Below are 14,897 nucleotides of genomic sequence, written 5' to 3' on the forward strand. Positions count from 1 at the left end.
ATTTTTGCACGTATAAAATATATGCTATGAATAATAAGTTGACTTTAAATATTGATAAAGATATTGTTGAGGAAGCTAAGCTATATGCCAAGGATCATAAGATAAGTCTGTCTAAGCTCATAGAGAGTTATCTTCGATCCCTTTCAAAAAAGAAGAATTCTGAAAGAGAGATTAGTCCGCTTGTTGAAAGCCTGACAGGTGTTATGAAATCTGTTAACGATGACTATAAAAAAGGCTATACGGACTATCTTTCTGAAAAATATTCCTGATGGATAAATTGTTCATTGATACGAATATTGTCCTGGACTTGCTTTCAAAGCGTCCTGAATTTTATCGCGAAGCACAGGAGTTATTTACGTTGGCTGAAAGGCAAAAAATTAAACTATTTGTTTCCTCATTAACTATTGCCAATACTTATTATCTTTTGTCGAGGCAATACAACAGCGGAGATGCTAAAATCATATTGACGAAATTTGAAATATTGGCAGATATACTTCCATTCGATGGTAAGGTGGTTCGTTTAGCACTCTTGTCCGAAGATTTCAAAGATTTTGAGGATGCGATACAGTATTACATTGCTCTTGAAAACAATATACCTATAATTATAACAAGGAATAAAAAGGATTTTAAAAACTCTTTACTTCCGATTTTTACGGCCAGGGAATATTTAAATAATTCTGGATTATAAAAAAACCGCTCTTTTCAGAGCGGTTTTCGTGTTTTACAAAGTCTCTTTCCTGTTCTTTGCAGTAAATATCAGCCAGAAGCCAACAAGGATAAACGGTATGCTGAGCCATTGGCCTGTGGACAGCGCATTGCCCAATGAGCTTTCAAACCCGCCCTGGCTTTCCTTGACATATTCTACAACAAAGCGTACACTCCAGAGCAATACGAGGAATACGCCAAAGATAAGCCCGTGTTTTTTGCGGGCATCGGTCTTCCAATACATAAAATAGATGATAAGGAATACGAAGACATACAGGAAGGCCTCATACAGCTGTGCGGGGTGCCTGTAGGGTATGTCGGCTAATATGTTTGCAAACTGAGGGTCATGTTCTACTGCTTCGTAAGCTTTATCATAATCCTTAATGCCGGTTTTTTTAATAACATCTGCCTTATTGAGCCATTCTTCACCACGGATGAATTTTACCGCTGTTGGGGTATCGGGAGAAGTTACATCACCTAATATTTCGCTGTTGAAAAAGTTACCCAAACGTACAAAGATACCGCCGCTGGTTACAGGTATTACCACTCTGTCAAGTACCCAAAGCAATGGCCTGTGAATGACCTTCCGGCTGTAGTAAATCATGAACAATATAATCGCTATCGCGGCACCATGGCTGGCAAGCCCCGCAAAGCCGCTGAATTCAAATTCCGGCCTGAATTTAAATGGGAGGAGTATTTCTTCAGGATGTTCACGAAAATAAGGCCAATCGTAAAAGAATACCTGGCCAAGCCTTGCGCCAAGAAGTGTTGCAATTAGCGTGTAAATAAAGAGCTTGTCGAGCTTTTCCATCGATTCGCCTTCGCGCTCAAATATCTTTTTCATGATGAGCCACCCAAGGCCGAAAGCGATTACAAACCCAAGGCTGTAATAGCGCAGCATTATCGGGCCAAGGTGGAATCCTTCGGGGGAGTTCCATACAATGCTTAAACTTTGTATCATGTGCAATTTATTGGTTTGGTGTAAAATTAAATAAATGAGTGGCAACCGCAAGGAAAAACACGTTAATGTTTGTGGGTGCATCCTTTTTCGGGCACTGGGTCATAGCCGCGTCCGCCCCATGGGTTACAGCTTACAATGCGCTTTAACGCCAGCCAGCTTCCAACTATAAGCCCACGTTTTTGTAAAGCCTCAATAGTGTATTGGGAGCAGGTAGGGGTATAACGGCATGCCGAGGGCAGAAAAGGGGAAATGGCTGCCTGGTAAAACCGTATCAGCAGCACAAAAGGCAATGTAATAACCTGCCGGGCTTTCAAAATCAGTTGATTGAAAAAGTGGTGCCTTCCTTGGAGTCTTTCAGTTCGATGCCAATTTCGCCCAGGCGGTTCCTTATCTGGTCAGACAAGGCAAAGTCTTTGTTGGCACGAGCTTCATTGCGCATCCCGATAAGCATGTTTACCACGCCTTCCAGCTTGTCATTACTGCTCTCGGCATCCGATTCGCCTTTAAGACCAAGTACATCGTAAATGAACGCATGCAGTGTGCGGGAAAGGTTTTCTAGGTCGGCGGCTGTAAGCGTCTCTTTGCCTTCCTTTAGGAGGTTGATGTAGCGCACTGCTTCAAACAGGTGCGATATGAGTATCGGGCTGTTGAAGTCGTCGTTCATGGCATCGTAGCAGAGTTGTTTCCATGCGGCAATGTTTAGAGACGAAGTTGCAGAAGGGGCAATGCCTTCCAATTTATCCATGGCTTCCATGAGGCGGTTGTAGCCTTTTTCGGCAGCCACGATGGCATCGTTCGAAAAATCGAGTATGCTCCTGTAGTGTGCCTGCATCATGAAGAAGCGCACCACTGACGGCGTGAATGCTTTTTCCAGCTTATCGTTGTTCCCGGAGAATAATTCCCTTGGGAGGATATTGTTGCCGGTAGACTTCGCCATTTTTTTACCGTTAAGTGTGAGCATGTTGGCATGCAGCCAGTAGTTTACCGGCGCGCTGCCTTTGCAGGCTTCGTTTTGGGCAATTTCGCACTCGTGGTGTGGGAACTTCAGGTCCATGCCGCCTCCGTGAATGTCAAATTTATTACCAAGGTATTTCGTACTCATTGAAGTACACTCCAAATGCCATCCCGGGAAACCGTCGCCCCATGGCGAAGGCCAACGCATGATGTGCTCTGGTTCGGCTTTTTTCCAAAGCGCAAAGTCGGCAGGATTCCTTTTCTGTTCCTGTCCTGCCAGCTCGCGTGAATTGGCCAGCATGTCATCGAGGTTCCGGCCGCTTAATATGCCGTAATTGTGTGATTCGTTGTATTTTACCACATCAAAATATACTGAGCCATTCGACTCGTAGGCATAACCGTTGTCAAGGATCTGCCTTATGGTCTCGATCTGCTCGATGATGTGCCCGGTTGCAGTAGGCTCTATGCTTGGCGGAAGTGCGTTGAACAGTTCCATTATCTGGTGGAAATCTACAGAGTATTGCTGCACGATTTCCATTGGCTCCAGCTTTTCGAGCCTTGCCTTTTTTGCAATCTTATCTTCACCTTCATCGCCATCATCCTCCATGTGGCCAACATCGGTAATGTTGCGCACATAGCGTACTTTATACCCAAGATGCTTCAGGTAGCGGAAAACCAGGTCAAATGAAATGAACGTACGGCAGTTGCCAAGGTGTACATTGCTGTATACGGTTGGGCCGCATACATACATGCCCACTGCGCCTTCGTGCAGAGGGGTAAAAGTTTCCTTGTCGCCGCTGAGCGTATTGTATATCTTTAATGACTGGTTTTGGTATAGCTGCATATCCTGAAAGTGGGTATATAGATGGATTAGAACTGTGTGTCTAGCTTTATGTAATCGAGGAATTCCCTTCTTGCGCTTTCTTCCTTGAATTTACCTCCAAATTCAGAGGTTACAGTGCTGCTTTCAATGTCTCGTATGCCGCGTGAGTTCACACACAGGTGCTTGGCGTCGATAACGCAGGCCACATCCTCTGTACCCAATACTTTTTTAAGTTCCTGTACAATCTGCATGGTAAGCCTCTCCTGTACCTGTGGCCTTTTGGCAAAATAATCTACAATGCGGTTCATTTTGGATAGGCCTACCACAGTACCATTAGATATGTAAGCCACATGCGCGCGGCCCACGATAGGGAGGAGGTGGTGCTCGCAGGTAGAGTATACGGTAATGTTTTTCTCAACCAGCATTTCGCCGTACTTATAATGGTTTTCGAAAGTAGATGATCCCGGTTTTTTTGCGGGGTTGAGTCCTCCGAATATTTCTTTTACAAACATCTTGGCAACACGGTTGGGAGTGCCTTTAAGGCTGTCGTCGGTAAGGTCCATACCCAGGGTGAGCAATATATTCTCAACGTCTTTCTTTATGGAAGCAATTTTTTCGTCGTCAGTCTTGTCAAAAGCGTCAGCCCTCAGGGGTGTTTGTGCGCCGGAAGCAATATGGTTATCTCCTAATTCGTCTTTATTGTCTTCGTTATGGATCATTATATTCCTTAGTTATTAATATAGAGCTGGATTCAGCACGCAAAGATAATTATAAAAGTTGATTGGAAGAAAGATACTAACACTGGTTTTTTTGGCGTTTCAATATTTACTGCTCATGTTAAAATGTTGAAAAAATCACAATTGAGATATGTTATGTTAAAAATCATTTTTTTTTTAATTTTTGATTAGGGTAAATGCTTTAACGGATGTTGTATATAAAAAAATAACCTGTTTTGTGTTTTATTTGAATCAATTTTATGTAAATTTCGCACCTCAATATTCTTTCGTTATTGCAGTCCTAAAGTGGCTAATAATCAGGGAAAAGAATTATGTGACAGCGGAATTATGTTGACCTAAACCTAAATGAGAAAACTATCTACACTATGAAAAATTGTTATATGCTGGCCATAGGCCTGTTGTTTGGCTTTGCCTGCCACGCGCAGGAGGGCAAAAACAATGGCCTGAAGGTGGTGAGGACAGAACCCAATGGAATTGTTATTTATGAAGCTCAGGGTGTCGAAACCGTTGAAGCCAAGCCTGTAACACCTCAGGTGGTGGAAAGAGAAGCTGCACCTACATTTCTGCAGCTTACTATCCCCGAACTGGAGGTGAGGCTGTACCAGATAAACATGAAGCTGCAGCTTGCAAAAGATGAAGAGGATCCTGAACGCATTGCTATTTACGAAGAGCATGTGAGACAGACTACTGAGAGAATTGAAGCACTGAAGAAAGACAATAAATAAAAGAACAGAGAATGAAAAAATTTTTATCCCTTGGGCTTTTCCTTTTATTGTCCGTTACATTAAATGCCCAAATCACCGCTAACGGAAACTCCGGCAACGGAATGACATCGTATACCAACGGCGCCCCGAACGACCCAATTTATATTTGGTGTAATGAAGGCTTGTCGGCTACTACCGGAAGCCTGACGGCTACCCCGCCTGCAAGTGCCGGTGCGGGGCCTTTTACATTCCGTTGGTACTACCACAACCAGAATAACTCTTCGTGGACACTGTACAGCACTCAAACCGGTATGACATCCACGATATCCAATCTTCCGAGCGACGGTTATCGTGTACAGATCTATAGTGCGGCCAATGTACTGCTAAACTGCTACAATGCCTGGGTGTGGAACCTTAATACACAGGTTACTGCAGGCAACCAGCCATCTACATGTGATAAGACGAACCTGGTGGGTAGTGTACAGGCAACAGGCCAGTTTACGTATTATAACCCGCCGCCACCGGAAGCGATTATTACGCCGACTACACAAATCAGTGTTACATTTAATGCCACACATACTTATATTTCCGATTTGGCATTTTACCTTGTGGCGCCAAACGGGGCAACAATATTGTTAATGCCTAACCCGGGTGTTACGGGCAATCCCGGCGGAAATGTATGTAACAGTAACAACAACGTGGTTAACTTCACGCTGACAAATACCTCTACTGCCAGTATCAACGTGTGTAACCCTGCAACGGGTCCGCTTACCGGAACTTATGGTGCCTATGCTTTTGGTAACCCCGTAGTGCCTACTCCTATTAACTGGGCTCCGCTTTATGGTTTGAATGCGGCGTCAGGAGGATGGGCAGTACAGATATATGACTGTATTGGTGCAGACGTAGGTGCTCTTACCAATGCCACCATTACGTTTACCAACCTTGATGCTACCTGTAATGCATCTCCATCCATTACGTATTCATCGGGTAATATTAACTCGGCAATTAATGATAACTCATGTTCAGCCGCATCAGCATCTATTTTCCAGGTGCCTGTGTCACCTGTATTGAGTACTCCAATAACCATCACAGCTTCGGGTACTACCAATAACGGTACAACTCCTAATAACTTTTTCTGGAGCTCTTCAGCCGGTGCTATTACCAACCCTGTAGCGCTTAACACACAGGCTACCGGTCTTCCTGTAGGTACTACGATATTTGACCTGAGTGTTACCCTGGGTTATGGTAATGCAATATGTAACTACGTTAAGACTACAAGTTTTACCCGTGATCCTATAGAATTGGGTGAGCCTGAAGATATTATCATTTGTGCGTTGGGCGATCCTCCTTACAGTTTTGATCTTACCCAGAATAATGAGGATATACTTGACGGCCTCGACCCGAACGTTTACCTTGTATCATTCTACACCACCTTTGAGTTGGCAGATGAGGATATTGACAGGATACTAACGCCTGAGGCTTATGAAACCGATGGTGAGCTGCAGCCTATTTTTGTAAGGGTGGAGAGCTACACCACAGGCTGTCATGAGGTGACTACATTCAATATCCAGGCCGATCCTGCCCCGACAGCCAACTCGCCTGCAGATATCCAGCTATGTGACCTGGATAATAACGGTTCGGAAATATTTGACCTCACGCAACTGGATGGTGATGCACTTGCCGGACAGGACCCGAATGAACTGACGGTGACTTACCACAATTCATTGGGTGGCGCGACTAATAATACTGACTTCGTGTCTAATGCTTCTGCGCATCCTGTAACCGATGGCATGACAGTATACATCCGCGTGACCAATAATAACAATGTAGATTGCTACGGTACATCTGGTGTTACTTTTATTGTGGACGAAACACCGGTTATTGTACCGCCTGCCGATGGCTATGGCTGTAGCGATACAGGTTATACGCTTCCTGAACTTGAGGTGGGTAACTACTTTACAGCTCCGGGCGGATTGGGCACACCTATGCAGGCAGGGCAGGTGCTGTATACTTCCCAAACAGTGTATATTTTTGCCGAAAGCAACACCACGCCAAATAACTGTACCGATGAAGATAGCTTTAACGTTACAATTTATGAAAGGCCGGTTGTAGATACCCCTGCGCCGGTAGCTGCCTGTGAGAGCTACTTCCTTGATCCGCTTACGGTAGGTAACTATTATACAGGTCCGGGCGGTACAGGTAGCGTGCTTGCTCCCGGTACTGAAATTACTGATACTGATGTTCTATATATTTATGCGGAATCAGGTACTGCTGATACCGTGCTTTGTACAAATGAACATATATTTGAAATAAAAATTGACAAGAGGCCGGAGCTTATAGCTGCTACGCCACTTGAAGAATGTGACAACGATTACGACGGCATTGCTACCTTTAACCTTGTGCCTGCAGGTACAGAGGTTGTGAATGGTGTAAGCGGTGTTTTGGTATCCTACCATACAAGTGAGTTTAATGCACAGTACAACCTTCAGCCTATTCAGGATGCTGATTCTTACCAGTCTGCCAGCGGAATTGTTTACATCAGGGCCATTAATGCAGTGAGTACTACCGACTGTTATTCGATTGAGCCGGTTGAGCTGATCGTGCATCCGAAGCCGGTTCTGACCGAAATAGCCCCTTATATTGTTTGTGATGATAACAACTCGCCTGACGGTGTGGAGTTCTTCGACCTTACAAGCAAGAATGATGAAGTATCAACAGATGCTGATATCACAATTACATACCACACTACGCAGCAAAATGCTATCGATAATGTAACTGATATAGCTGATGCTACCGCTTACGAAAGCGGAAATGGTACCGTATGGGTGAGGATGGAGAGCAGCTTTGGATGTTACAGCGTCAACTCTTTTGAGCTTGTTGTCAATCCGCTTCCGGTTGTGGCTACCGACCTTGAGCCGTTCTATGCGTGTGAAGAGGAACCGGGAGAAGGCCTGTTTGACCTGAGCCTGATCGGGCCGCAGGTTACCATGGGTGCATCGGGCTATACCGTTGCTTATTATGCAACGCTTGATGATGCACAAAACAATCCTGACAACTACCTGCCTACGCCATACCTCTCGCCAACTACAACTATATATGTGAGGGTGGTTGACGCTATTACAAACTGTGTGGTGATCACTACGGCCGACCTTGAAGTGCTGCCGGCACCTATAGCGCCAAACGTTGGCCCTATTGAGGAATGTGACCCTGACTATGACAAAACTGCTGAGTTTAACATTGTGCCTGTACTTGAGGAGATCGAGGCTGCACTGGGCAATGTTACTGCAATTCCTTTTGAAACCTATAATGACGCATTCTTTAATGCTACGAACAACATAATTGATAACCCGTCTGCCTACTGGAACGTACTGGCCCAGACCACTAACGGTGTACAGACCATTTACATAAGGGTAGAGTCTGACCAGACTGACTGTTTTGATATTGTTGAGCTGCAGCTTATAGTGAACCCTGCGCCGCTCGTGACAGCTCCGGATCCGTACATCCTTTGCGATAACGGCAGCAATGACACCGACGGCCAGGCGATATTTGACCTTACAACGCTTGAAGCGATAATTTTGGGCACACAGGACCCTGCACTGTATGATGTAACATTCTACAACGAAATGGGCCTTATCCCAACACCTGGCAGCTACCTGAGCGCAACCGATACCATCGTTGCCAGGGTAACCAACACGGCTACAGGGTGCTACAAGGAAACCGACGTTGAGCTTATTGTGAATCCGCTTCCGGTAGCTAATCCTCCTGTACCTTATACCGTATGTGATGAGAACAACCCGGGTGATGAGCAGGAAGAGTTTGACCTTACGACTAAGATTGATGAGATCATCTCTGTAGGTGGTGTTCCGCAATCAGGAATCATTACTACATTCTATCATACGTATGACGATGCGGTGGCAGGGGTGAACTTTATACAAAACCCGGAAACATATACCAATAATGGTGCAGTAGAGACTATTTTTGTAAAAGTAGAGGTTGAAGAAACAGGCTGCTACAGGATCGTATTGCTGGACGTGAGGGTAGAGCCGCTGCCTGTACTTGTACCTCCGGCCGCAGAAGACCTTACCATTTGTGATACAACAGGACTTGGCATAGGCTCTTTTGACCTTGAAGCTCTTGTTGAGGACATGGTAAACGGTGCGCCTAACCTTGAGGTAACCTTCCACCTTACAGCCCTTGATGCTGAGAACGGTGTAAATGAGATACAGAATACTGACAACTTCCAAATCAGCAATCCGGGCAACCCGGGCATACAGTATGTGTATGTGAGGGTAGAGAACACAATAACCGGCTGTACCAATGCTGAGCCTTTGGCGCTGATGCTTACGGTACTGAACGCCCCAATGGCTCCGGAAGATCTTGATGATCTTGAGCAGTGCGACGACCAGGATAACAATGGCCAGGACGGAAGGGCTTACTTTGACCTTACTGTTCAGGATGCCGATATCCATGCGGCTTTGGGTACAACGCCTGACAACCTGATCATACACTATTTTACAACTGAAAACAATGCCAATAATGGCATGCCAAGGATAACTAACCCGTCGCATTACTATGGTACGAATGGCCAGACAATATGGGTAAGGGTAGAGACTCCGGATACCGAATGTTTCAGTGTGACAAGCTTCCAGTTGGAACTACACCAGCCGCTGCAGCTTACTACGCCAACCATGCTGGTGAAGTGTGATGATACCGACCCGATAAATGATGGCCAGGCTGTATTTGACCTTACAGTAAAAGACGATGAGATACTTGGAATATACGGCATCGGCCAGGGCAATACAGTGACCTATTTTGTAGAAGACCCTAGGGTAGTGACAACAGCATTGCCTATAGATAACCCAACAGCCTATACTAACCCGGCACCACCACAGGGTAACCCTAAAACACTTTACGTGATGGTTACTACGCAGGAAGGATGTAAGAGCTACACAACGCTAACTATAAAAGTACTTCCGTTGCCGCAGCCTGACATGGATGTTGATCCGCTAATCCAGTGTGATGTTAACAATGCACCGGACGGTATGGAAGTATTTGACCTGAGCGATGCAGAAACGGATATCAGGGATAATGACTTTAATATGATCATTACCTACTATCCTACCGAGCAGGATGCCATAGACAGGACGAACCAGATACTTAACTATACAGCGTATAACAGTGGCAATGCAACAATATGGGTAAGGGCAGAGTCGAACACCGGAAATTCTCAGAACCCTGTGTGCTTTACGATAACGCATTTTGACCTGATTGTTTCTCCGCTGCCTGAACTGGGCGAAGCGGGCGTGATCGAGCCATATGCTATATGTGAGCAGAACACCGACGGTATTGCAACATTTGATTTCAATACGCATATGGACGAAATCCTTGGAGATACTGCCAACGTGGCTGATTATACGGTGAAGTTCTTCAGGACTGATGCTGACCGCATAGCAGGTATCGCAATGCCATACATCTATACCAATACAAGTTCGCCTAACCAGCAGAACATCGTGGTGGAGGTGACCAACAATGAAACCGAATGTGTAACATGGGCACCGCTTACGCTGCTTGTTGAAGAAGCGGCTATAGCCAACCCTGTTACCGAAACGTTCTTTGAATGTGACTATGATGGAGACAACGATGGTGTGTTCACTTTCGACCTGACGCGGGCCGATGATGATGCCCTTGGCTCTCAAAGCCCGACAGATTACAGTGTGACCTATTACACCAGCCAGGCGGATGCCGAAGCAGGGGATAACGCGATACCGAATCCAACGGCGTACCAAAATACCACATCACCGGATTACCAGATGATATGGGTAAGGGTAACTAATGAGTCTACAGTTAGCGGATGCTACGAAGTGACTACGCTGGAGCTGTTTGTAGAGCGCATACCGGAGCCAAGCCTTACAGGAGGCACGATATGTGTTGACTTCAGGACACAGGAAGTACTTCGCGACCACCTGTTGAACAGTGGCCTTGATGCAACACATACCTTTGTGTGGTACCATGACGGTAATGTGATACCTGGCGCTACAGGTCCAACATATACTGCAATCGAAGCAGGTGAATATACGGTAATCGCAACCAGCGCTACAGGATGTGTGTCTGACCCGATAGCTGATGTGGTAGTAGAGCGTAGCGGCCCTGCCAGCCCTATAGGCGATGGCATCGCGGTGAGCAATGCCTTTAGTGATGGCCAGACCATAGTAGTGCTTGTTGAAGGTTATGGTGAATACCAGTTCCAGTTGGATTACGGCCCATGGCAAAACAGCAACGTGTTCAACAACGTATCGCCAGGCGAGCACGAAGTACACGTACGCGATGTAGCCACCGACAACCCATGTGATGAGTTCAACATACTCATTGACAGGGTTAGCGTTATCGACTATCCTAACTTCTTCACGCCGAATGGAGACGGTTACAACGATACCTGGAACATCATAGGTATGTGGGGCGACGATTTTATCGGTACCGAAATATATATCTTCGACCGCTACGGCAAACTGATCAAGCAATTGAGCCCTGCTTTTGATAGCGATGGATGGGACGGTACCTTCAATGGTGCTCAAATGCCTGCCGATGACTACTGGTTTACCGTTACTTACCGCGAAGGCGGCGTAACCAAAGAATTTAAGGCCCACTTTGCTCTTAAGCGATAAAGGCCAATCTGAATAACAAAAGGGCATCCGGTGAGGATGCCCTTTTTGCGTTTAAATACTTGTTATGGATATGACAGGAAAAATTATGTTTGCACCCGTAACGCCTGCTGGATGTGCCTTTGGTTGTGGTAAGCCATAAAGCGGAGGGCATCGCCGGTTTTTAGCCTGATGAGTTTTGTAAAAGTAACTGCGACGCCAGCTTTATTGAGGTCGTTTGATTTCGATTGAACGAGCAATGCGAGCATCTTTTCCTGAGAATTGAGAAACGTATCAATCACCCCGCTCCCCAGGCTGCTGCCGGATGGGTTCATGGCAGTGAATGTCTTCATCTTTTTACCGCCTTCTTTTGGGATGACCATGTTCACAAGGTAGTTGCCCATGAAACCGCTTTTGAATTGCGGTTGCGGCGTTGTGGACGATGCGGCAAGATGCCTCCCTATCTCCGGCAGGTAGAATGCGGAGTAACGATTGAGGTGTTCCAGGCATTCGAGGATGCTCCAGGTTTCCGGCGAAGCCTTGTGATTAAGTTGGCTTTCACTCAGGTGTAAAAAGGATTTTGCCGCTGCAATGTTGCTTTGGGTAATGAGTTCCAGCTCTTGCAGCAGCTCGTTACTGTTCGTTTTCATGATTGATGATTTTGTGGCAAAGGTCGGTATCATCCTAAAGCAAAACATTGATCGCGCTCAAGATTTTTGAAGTCGCGAGAGCGTTTCGGGCGTCATGCGCAGGTACGAGGCAATATACTTGTGCGGCACTTCCTGGAAGAGTTGCGGCGAGCGTTTCAGTACCCTCTCATAGCGCTCGCGGGGCGAGGTGGTAAGCAGGTCGGTTTCACGCTCCAACTGCCCAAAAATAACGTAGCCCAAAATGGTATTCCACAAGGCTAAGTGTTTTGCGTCGCTATTGATGAAATTCAGGAAATCCGCCCTCGGGATGGACTTAACTACCGTTTGTTTTATCGCCTCTGCCGAATAGATCGTGGGCTGCCCTGTAATGAGTGCGTCCATAGCAGCAAATAGTGAGCCTTTGTAAGCAAACCGTATGGTATTGAGGTCATCGCCATTTTGGTGGATGATTCGGATGATGCCCTGTTCCAGGAAATATACCGGCATATCGGCCCTGCCTGCCTGAAAAAGCAGGTCGCCACGCCTGAGTTCCATTGGCGCCGACCATTCCAGCCCTGCATTTTGCATGGCGTTGAGAAGCTGTTGCAGTACATCCATTGTGTTTATTTTCACAAATATAGCAACTGCAAATAAAAAAGCCTCCCGCAGTGCGAAAGGCTTTCATATATGATATGCAAAAAATTACCTGTTGTTGTATTTTTCCAATGCCACTTTCAGTATTTCTACCGAACGTACCAGGTCTTCTTTCTTCAGGACGTAAGCGATGCGTATTTCGTCAAGCCCAACATTTGCTGTAGAATAGAAACCTGCTGCAGGGGCAACCATTACGGTCTCGCCGTCAAGATCGAAGCTTTCCAGCAGCCATTGCGCGAAGTTGTCGGCGTTGTCTACCGGCAGCTTGGCGATGCAGTAGAATGCGCCTTTCGGGGTGGCTACTTTTACGCCTTCAATTTTGTTTAGTTCGGCAATCAGGGTATCCCTGCGCTCTTTGTATTCGCCGATAACCTCGTCAAAATAACTTTGAGGTGTATCAAGCGCGGCCTCACTTGCGATCTGCTCAAAAGTTGGCGGGCTAAGGCGCGCCTGCGCATATTTCATGGCCGTAGCCATCACTTCTTTATTTTTAGATACGATGCATCCGATCCTTGCACCACACATACTGTAACGCTTGGAAACAGAGTCGATCATGATGGCATGCTCCTCGATGCCCGGAACGTTCATCACCGAATAGTGCTTGTCGCCATCGTAAGTGAACTCGCGGTATACTTCGTCTGCAATAAGGAACAGGTCATGCTTTTTCACCAGTTCGGCAAGCTGCTGTATTTCCTCCTGCGTGTACAGGTAACCGGTAGGGTTGCCGGGGTTGCAGATAAGGATGGCTTTTGTTTTTGGCGTGATGAGCTTTTCGAAGTCGGCAATGGGAGGAAGGGCAAAACCTTCGTCGATGGTCGAGATTACCGGAACTACCTTTACGCCCGATGCTACGGAAAATCCGTTATAGTTGGCATAGAATGGCTCAGGGATGATTACCTCGTCTCCTGCATCCATGGTGCTGCCCAAAGCAAAAAGCAGTGCTTCAGAGCCGCCTGTGGTTATGATGATGTTTTCAGGGTTTACGTTTACGCCATGTGCCTGGTAGGAGGCCGCAAGCTTGTTCCTGTAGCTTTCAAAACCCGCCGAATGGCTGTATTCCAATATTTTTATAGTATTATTTTTGATGGCTTCCAGCGCCACTTCCGGGGTTTTGATGTCCGGCTGGCCAATGTTCAGGTGGTAAACCTTATGGCCTTTTTTCTTGGCTGTTTCAGCGTAGGGTACAAGTTTCCTTATAGGAGATTCAGGCATCTGCCTGCCTTTTTGCGATACGTGAGGCATGCGTATAAGTTTTTAAGTTTGAGGGCAAATTTGCGACTTTTTTTAGAGACAGTATAATTTTTTGCCACGAATTACCCTAAATATTACAAATTGTAAATCTTGATTACGGATTATAATTGCCCGAAAAAGAATTAGTAACTATCTAAATTTTGCTGAATTAAAAAATTAACCACATGGGGACATAGCTTTTAGCTGTCGGGTATAGAATGTAATTAAGAGACACAGAGCCCGAAGCTTCGCTTCACTACGTTTCACTATACACGCTTTTTAGATTTTTAAGAGCTATAAAGCCTATGTACCTATGTGGTTAAATGATTACTTAGACAGTTACTTAGTGAAATTCGTGGCAAAAGAAAAAGCCCTGCAAAACAGGGCCTCATTATGTAAAAAGTTGGATGCAATTACTGGTTTACGATCGTCTTCTTTTTCTGGAGTACGTTGGTGTTTTCAGGCGATGTCACCTCTCCTTTGATCTTCAGCGCAACGGTACCGCCGGGATAGTTTACCGCATTGGATTGTACCGTTATGGTCTTGCGGATGGGGCCCGGGTTCATGTTGTATTTCACCTCGATCTTGCCTGTCTTGCCCGGCGCAATTGGCTCTTTCGGCCAGCTGGGCACCGTACACCCGCAGGTAGATTTGGCTTCTTTAATGATAAGTGGCGCATCGCCGGTGTTGGTAAATTCAAATACCCTCACCCCGTTATCATCTTCCTTACTGGTCGTTCCATAGTCTATGGTGTCGCCATTCTTAAGTTCAAGCTTAGCACCCTGCGCATTGGCAGATAAGGTGATAACAAACATTGCGATAAGGCCTAAAATTCTTTTCATCTCTGTTGTAAATTTGATTT

12 protein-coding genes are annotated in these 14,897 nt (G+C 45.9%); 4 read left to right on the plus strand and 8 right to left on the minus strand.

The genetic code is table 11. The annotated features are described in order from the left end of the window. The first annotated feature begins 26 nt into the window (after positions 1–26). Positions 27–269 (plus strand): DUF6364 family protein, encoded by a 243-nt coding sequence (locus tag OGH69_RS01095; protein ID WP_265172586.1) that lies wholly within the window; start codon positions 27–29, stop codon positions 267–269. Continuing rightward, complete coding sequence (locus OGH69_RS01100) at positions 269–688, plus strand: type II toxin-antitoxin system VapC family toxin (protein WP_265172587.1); 420 nt, start codon at positions 269–271, stop codon at positions 686–688. Before OGH69_RS01095 ends, OGH69_RS01100 begins: the two co-directional genes overlap by 1 nt. A gap of 33 nt (positions 689–721) precedes the next feature. Here the strand turns inward: OGH69_RS01100 and lgt are convergent, their stop codons facing one another. From lgt to folE, 4 genes are all read right to left on the minus strand, one after another. Then, on the minus strand, positions 722–1,666 hold the full coding sequence (gene lgt, locus OGH69_RS01105; protein ID WP_265172588.1) for a prolipoprotein diacylglyceryl transferase: 945 nt from the start codon (positions 1,664–1,666) through the stop codon (positions 722–724). A 62-nt stretch (positions 1,667–1,728) separates the two neighbouring features. Further along, positions 1,729–1,980: a membrane protein insertion efficiency factor YidD gene (gene yidD / locus OGH69_RS01110; RefSeq protein WP_265172589.1), complete on the minus strand. Its 252-nt coding sequence runs from the start codon at positions 1,978–1,980 to the stop codon at positions 1,729–1,731. Positions 1,981–1,982: 2 nt separating this feature from the next. Beyond that, positions 1,983–3,464, minus strand: a complete 1,482-nt coding sequence (gene cysS / locus OGH69_RS01115) for a cysteine--tRNA ligase (RefSeq protein WP_265172590.1) — start codon at positions 3,462–3,464, stop codon at positions 1,983–1,985. A gap of 26 nt (positions 3,465–3,490) precedes the next feature. After that, positions 3,491–4,162: a GTP cyclohydrolase I FolE gene (folE, locus tag OGH69_RS01120; protein ID WP_265172591.1), complete on the minus strand. Its 672-nt coding sequence runs from the start codon at positions 4,160–4,162 to the stop codon at positions 3,491–3,493. Positions 4,163–4,545: 383 nt separating this feature from the next. Between folE and OGH69_RS01125 the strand changes: the two genes are divergently transcribed. After that, complete coding sequence (locus OGH69_RS01125; RefSeq protein WP_265172592.1) at positions 4,546–4,905, plus strand: hypothetical protein; 360 nt, start codon at positions 4,546–4,548, stop codon at positions 4,903–4,905. An 11-nt stretch (positions 4,906–4,916) separates the two neighbouring features. Beyond that, positions 4,917–11,546 (plus strand): T9SS type B sorting domain-containing protein, encoded by a 6,630-nt coding sequence (locus OGH69_RS01130; protein ID WP_265172593.1) that lies wholly within the window; start codon positions 4,917–4,919, stop codon positions 11,544–11,546. Between the two features lie 83 nt (positions 11,547–11,629). Here OGH69_RS01130 and OGH69_RS01135 read toward each other — a convergent pair whose 3' ends face one another. The 4 genes from OGH69_RS01135 to OGH69_RS01150 all read right to left on the minus strand — a co-directional run bounded on the left by OGH69_RS01135 (position 11,630) and on the right by OGH69_RS01150 (position 14,877). Next, entirely contained in the window at positions 11,630–12,172 is a 543-nt protein-coding gene (locus OGH69_RS01135) for a DinB family protein (protein WP_265172594.1), read from the minus strand. Positions 12,173–12,229: 57 nt separating this feature from the next. Continuing rightward, complete coding sequence (locus OGH69_RS01140) at positions 12,230–12,769, minus strand: Crp/Fnr family transcriptional regulator (RefSeq protein WP_265172595.1); 540 nt, start codon at positions 12,767–12,769, stop codon at positions 12,230–12,232. Positions 12,770–12,853: 84 nt separating this feature from the next. After that, positions 12,854–14,047, minus strand: coding sequence for a pyridoxal phosphate-dependent aminotransferase (locus OGH69_RS01145; RefSeq protein ID WP_265172596.1), 1,194 nt, complete (start codon positions 14,045–14,047; stop codon positions 12,854–12,856). A gap of 401 nt (positions 14,048–14,448) precedes the next feature. Further along, positions 14,449–14,877, minus strand: coding sequence for a DUF1573 domain-containing protein (locus OGH69_RS01150; RefSeq protein ID WP_265172597.1), 429 nt, complete (start codon positions 14,875–14,877; stop codon positions 14,449–14,451). Between the last annotated feature and the right edge of the window lie 20 nt (positions 14,878–14,897).

The organism is Flavobacterium sp. MFBS3-15 (genome assembly GCF_026107645.2).
In the GTDB taxonomy this organism is placed as follows: domain Bacteria; phylum Bacteroidota; class Bacteroidia; order Flavobacteriales; family Flavobacteriaceae; genus Flavobacterium.

What these genes read in the sequence shown, in the direction of transcription:
- OGH69_RS01095 (WP_265172586.1), top strand. Translation starts at nt 27, where the DNA reads ATGAATAATAAGTTGACTTTAAATATTGATAAAGATATTGTTGAGGAA.
- OGH69_RS01100 (WP_265172587.1), top strand. Translation starts at nt 269, where the DNA reads ATGGATAAATTGTTCATTGATACGAATATTGTCCTGGACTTGCTTTCA.
- lgt (WP_265172588.1), bottom strand. Translation starts at nt 1,666, where the DNA reads ATGATACAAAGTTTAAGCATTGTATGGAACTCCCCCGAAGGATTCCAC.
- cysS (WP_265172590.1), bottom strand. Translation starts at nt 3,464, where the DNA reads ATGCAGCTATACCAAAACCAGTCATTAAAGATATACAATACGCTCAGC.
- folE (WP_265172591.1), bottom strand. Translation starts at nt 4,162, where the DNA reads ATGATCCATAACGAAGACAATAAAGACGAATTAGGAGATAACCATATT.
- OGH69_RS01125 (WP_265172592.1), top strand. Translation starts at nt 4,546, where the DNA reads ATGAAAAATTGTTATATGCTGGCCATAGGCCTGTTGTTTGGCTTTGCC.
- OGH69_RS01130 (WP_265172593.1), top strand. Translation starts at nt 4,917, where the DNA reads ATGAAAAAATTTTTATCCCTTGGGCTTTTCCTTTTATTGTCCGTTACA.
- OGH69_RS01135 (WP_265172594.1), bottom strand. Translation starts at nt 12,172, where the DNA reads ATGAAAACGAACAGTAACGAGCTGCTGCAAGAGCTGGAACTCATTACC.
- OGH69_RS01140 (WP_265172595.1), bottom strand. Translation starts at nt 12,769, where the DNA reads ATGGATGTACTGCAACAGCTTCTCAACGCCATGCAAAATGCAGGGCTG.
- OGH69_RS01145 (WP_265172596.1), bottom strand. Translation starts at nt 14,047, where the DNA reads ATGCCTCACGTATCGCAAAAAGGCAGGCAGATGCCTGAATCTCCTATA.
- OGH69_RS01150 (WP_265172597.1), bottom strand. Translation starts at nt 14,877, where the DNA reads ATGAAAAGAATTTTAGGCCTTATCGCAATGTTTGTTATCACCTTATCT.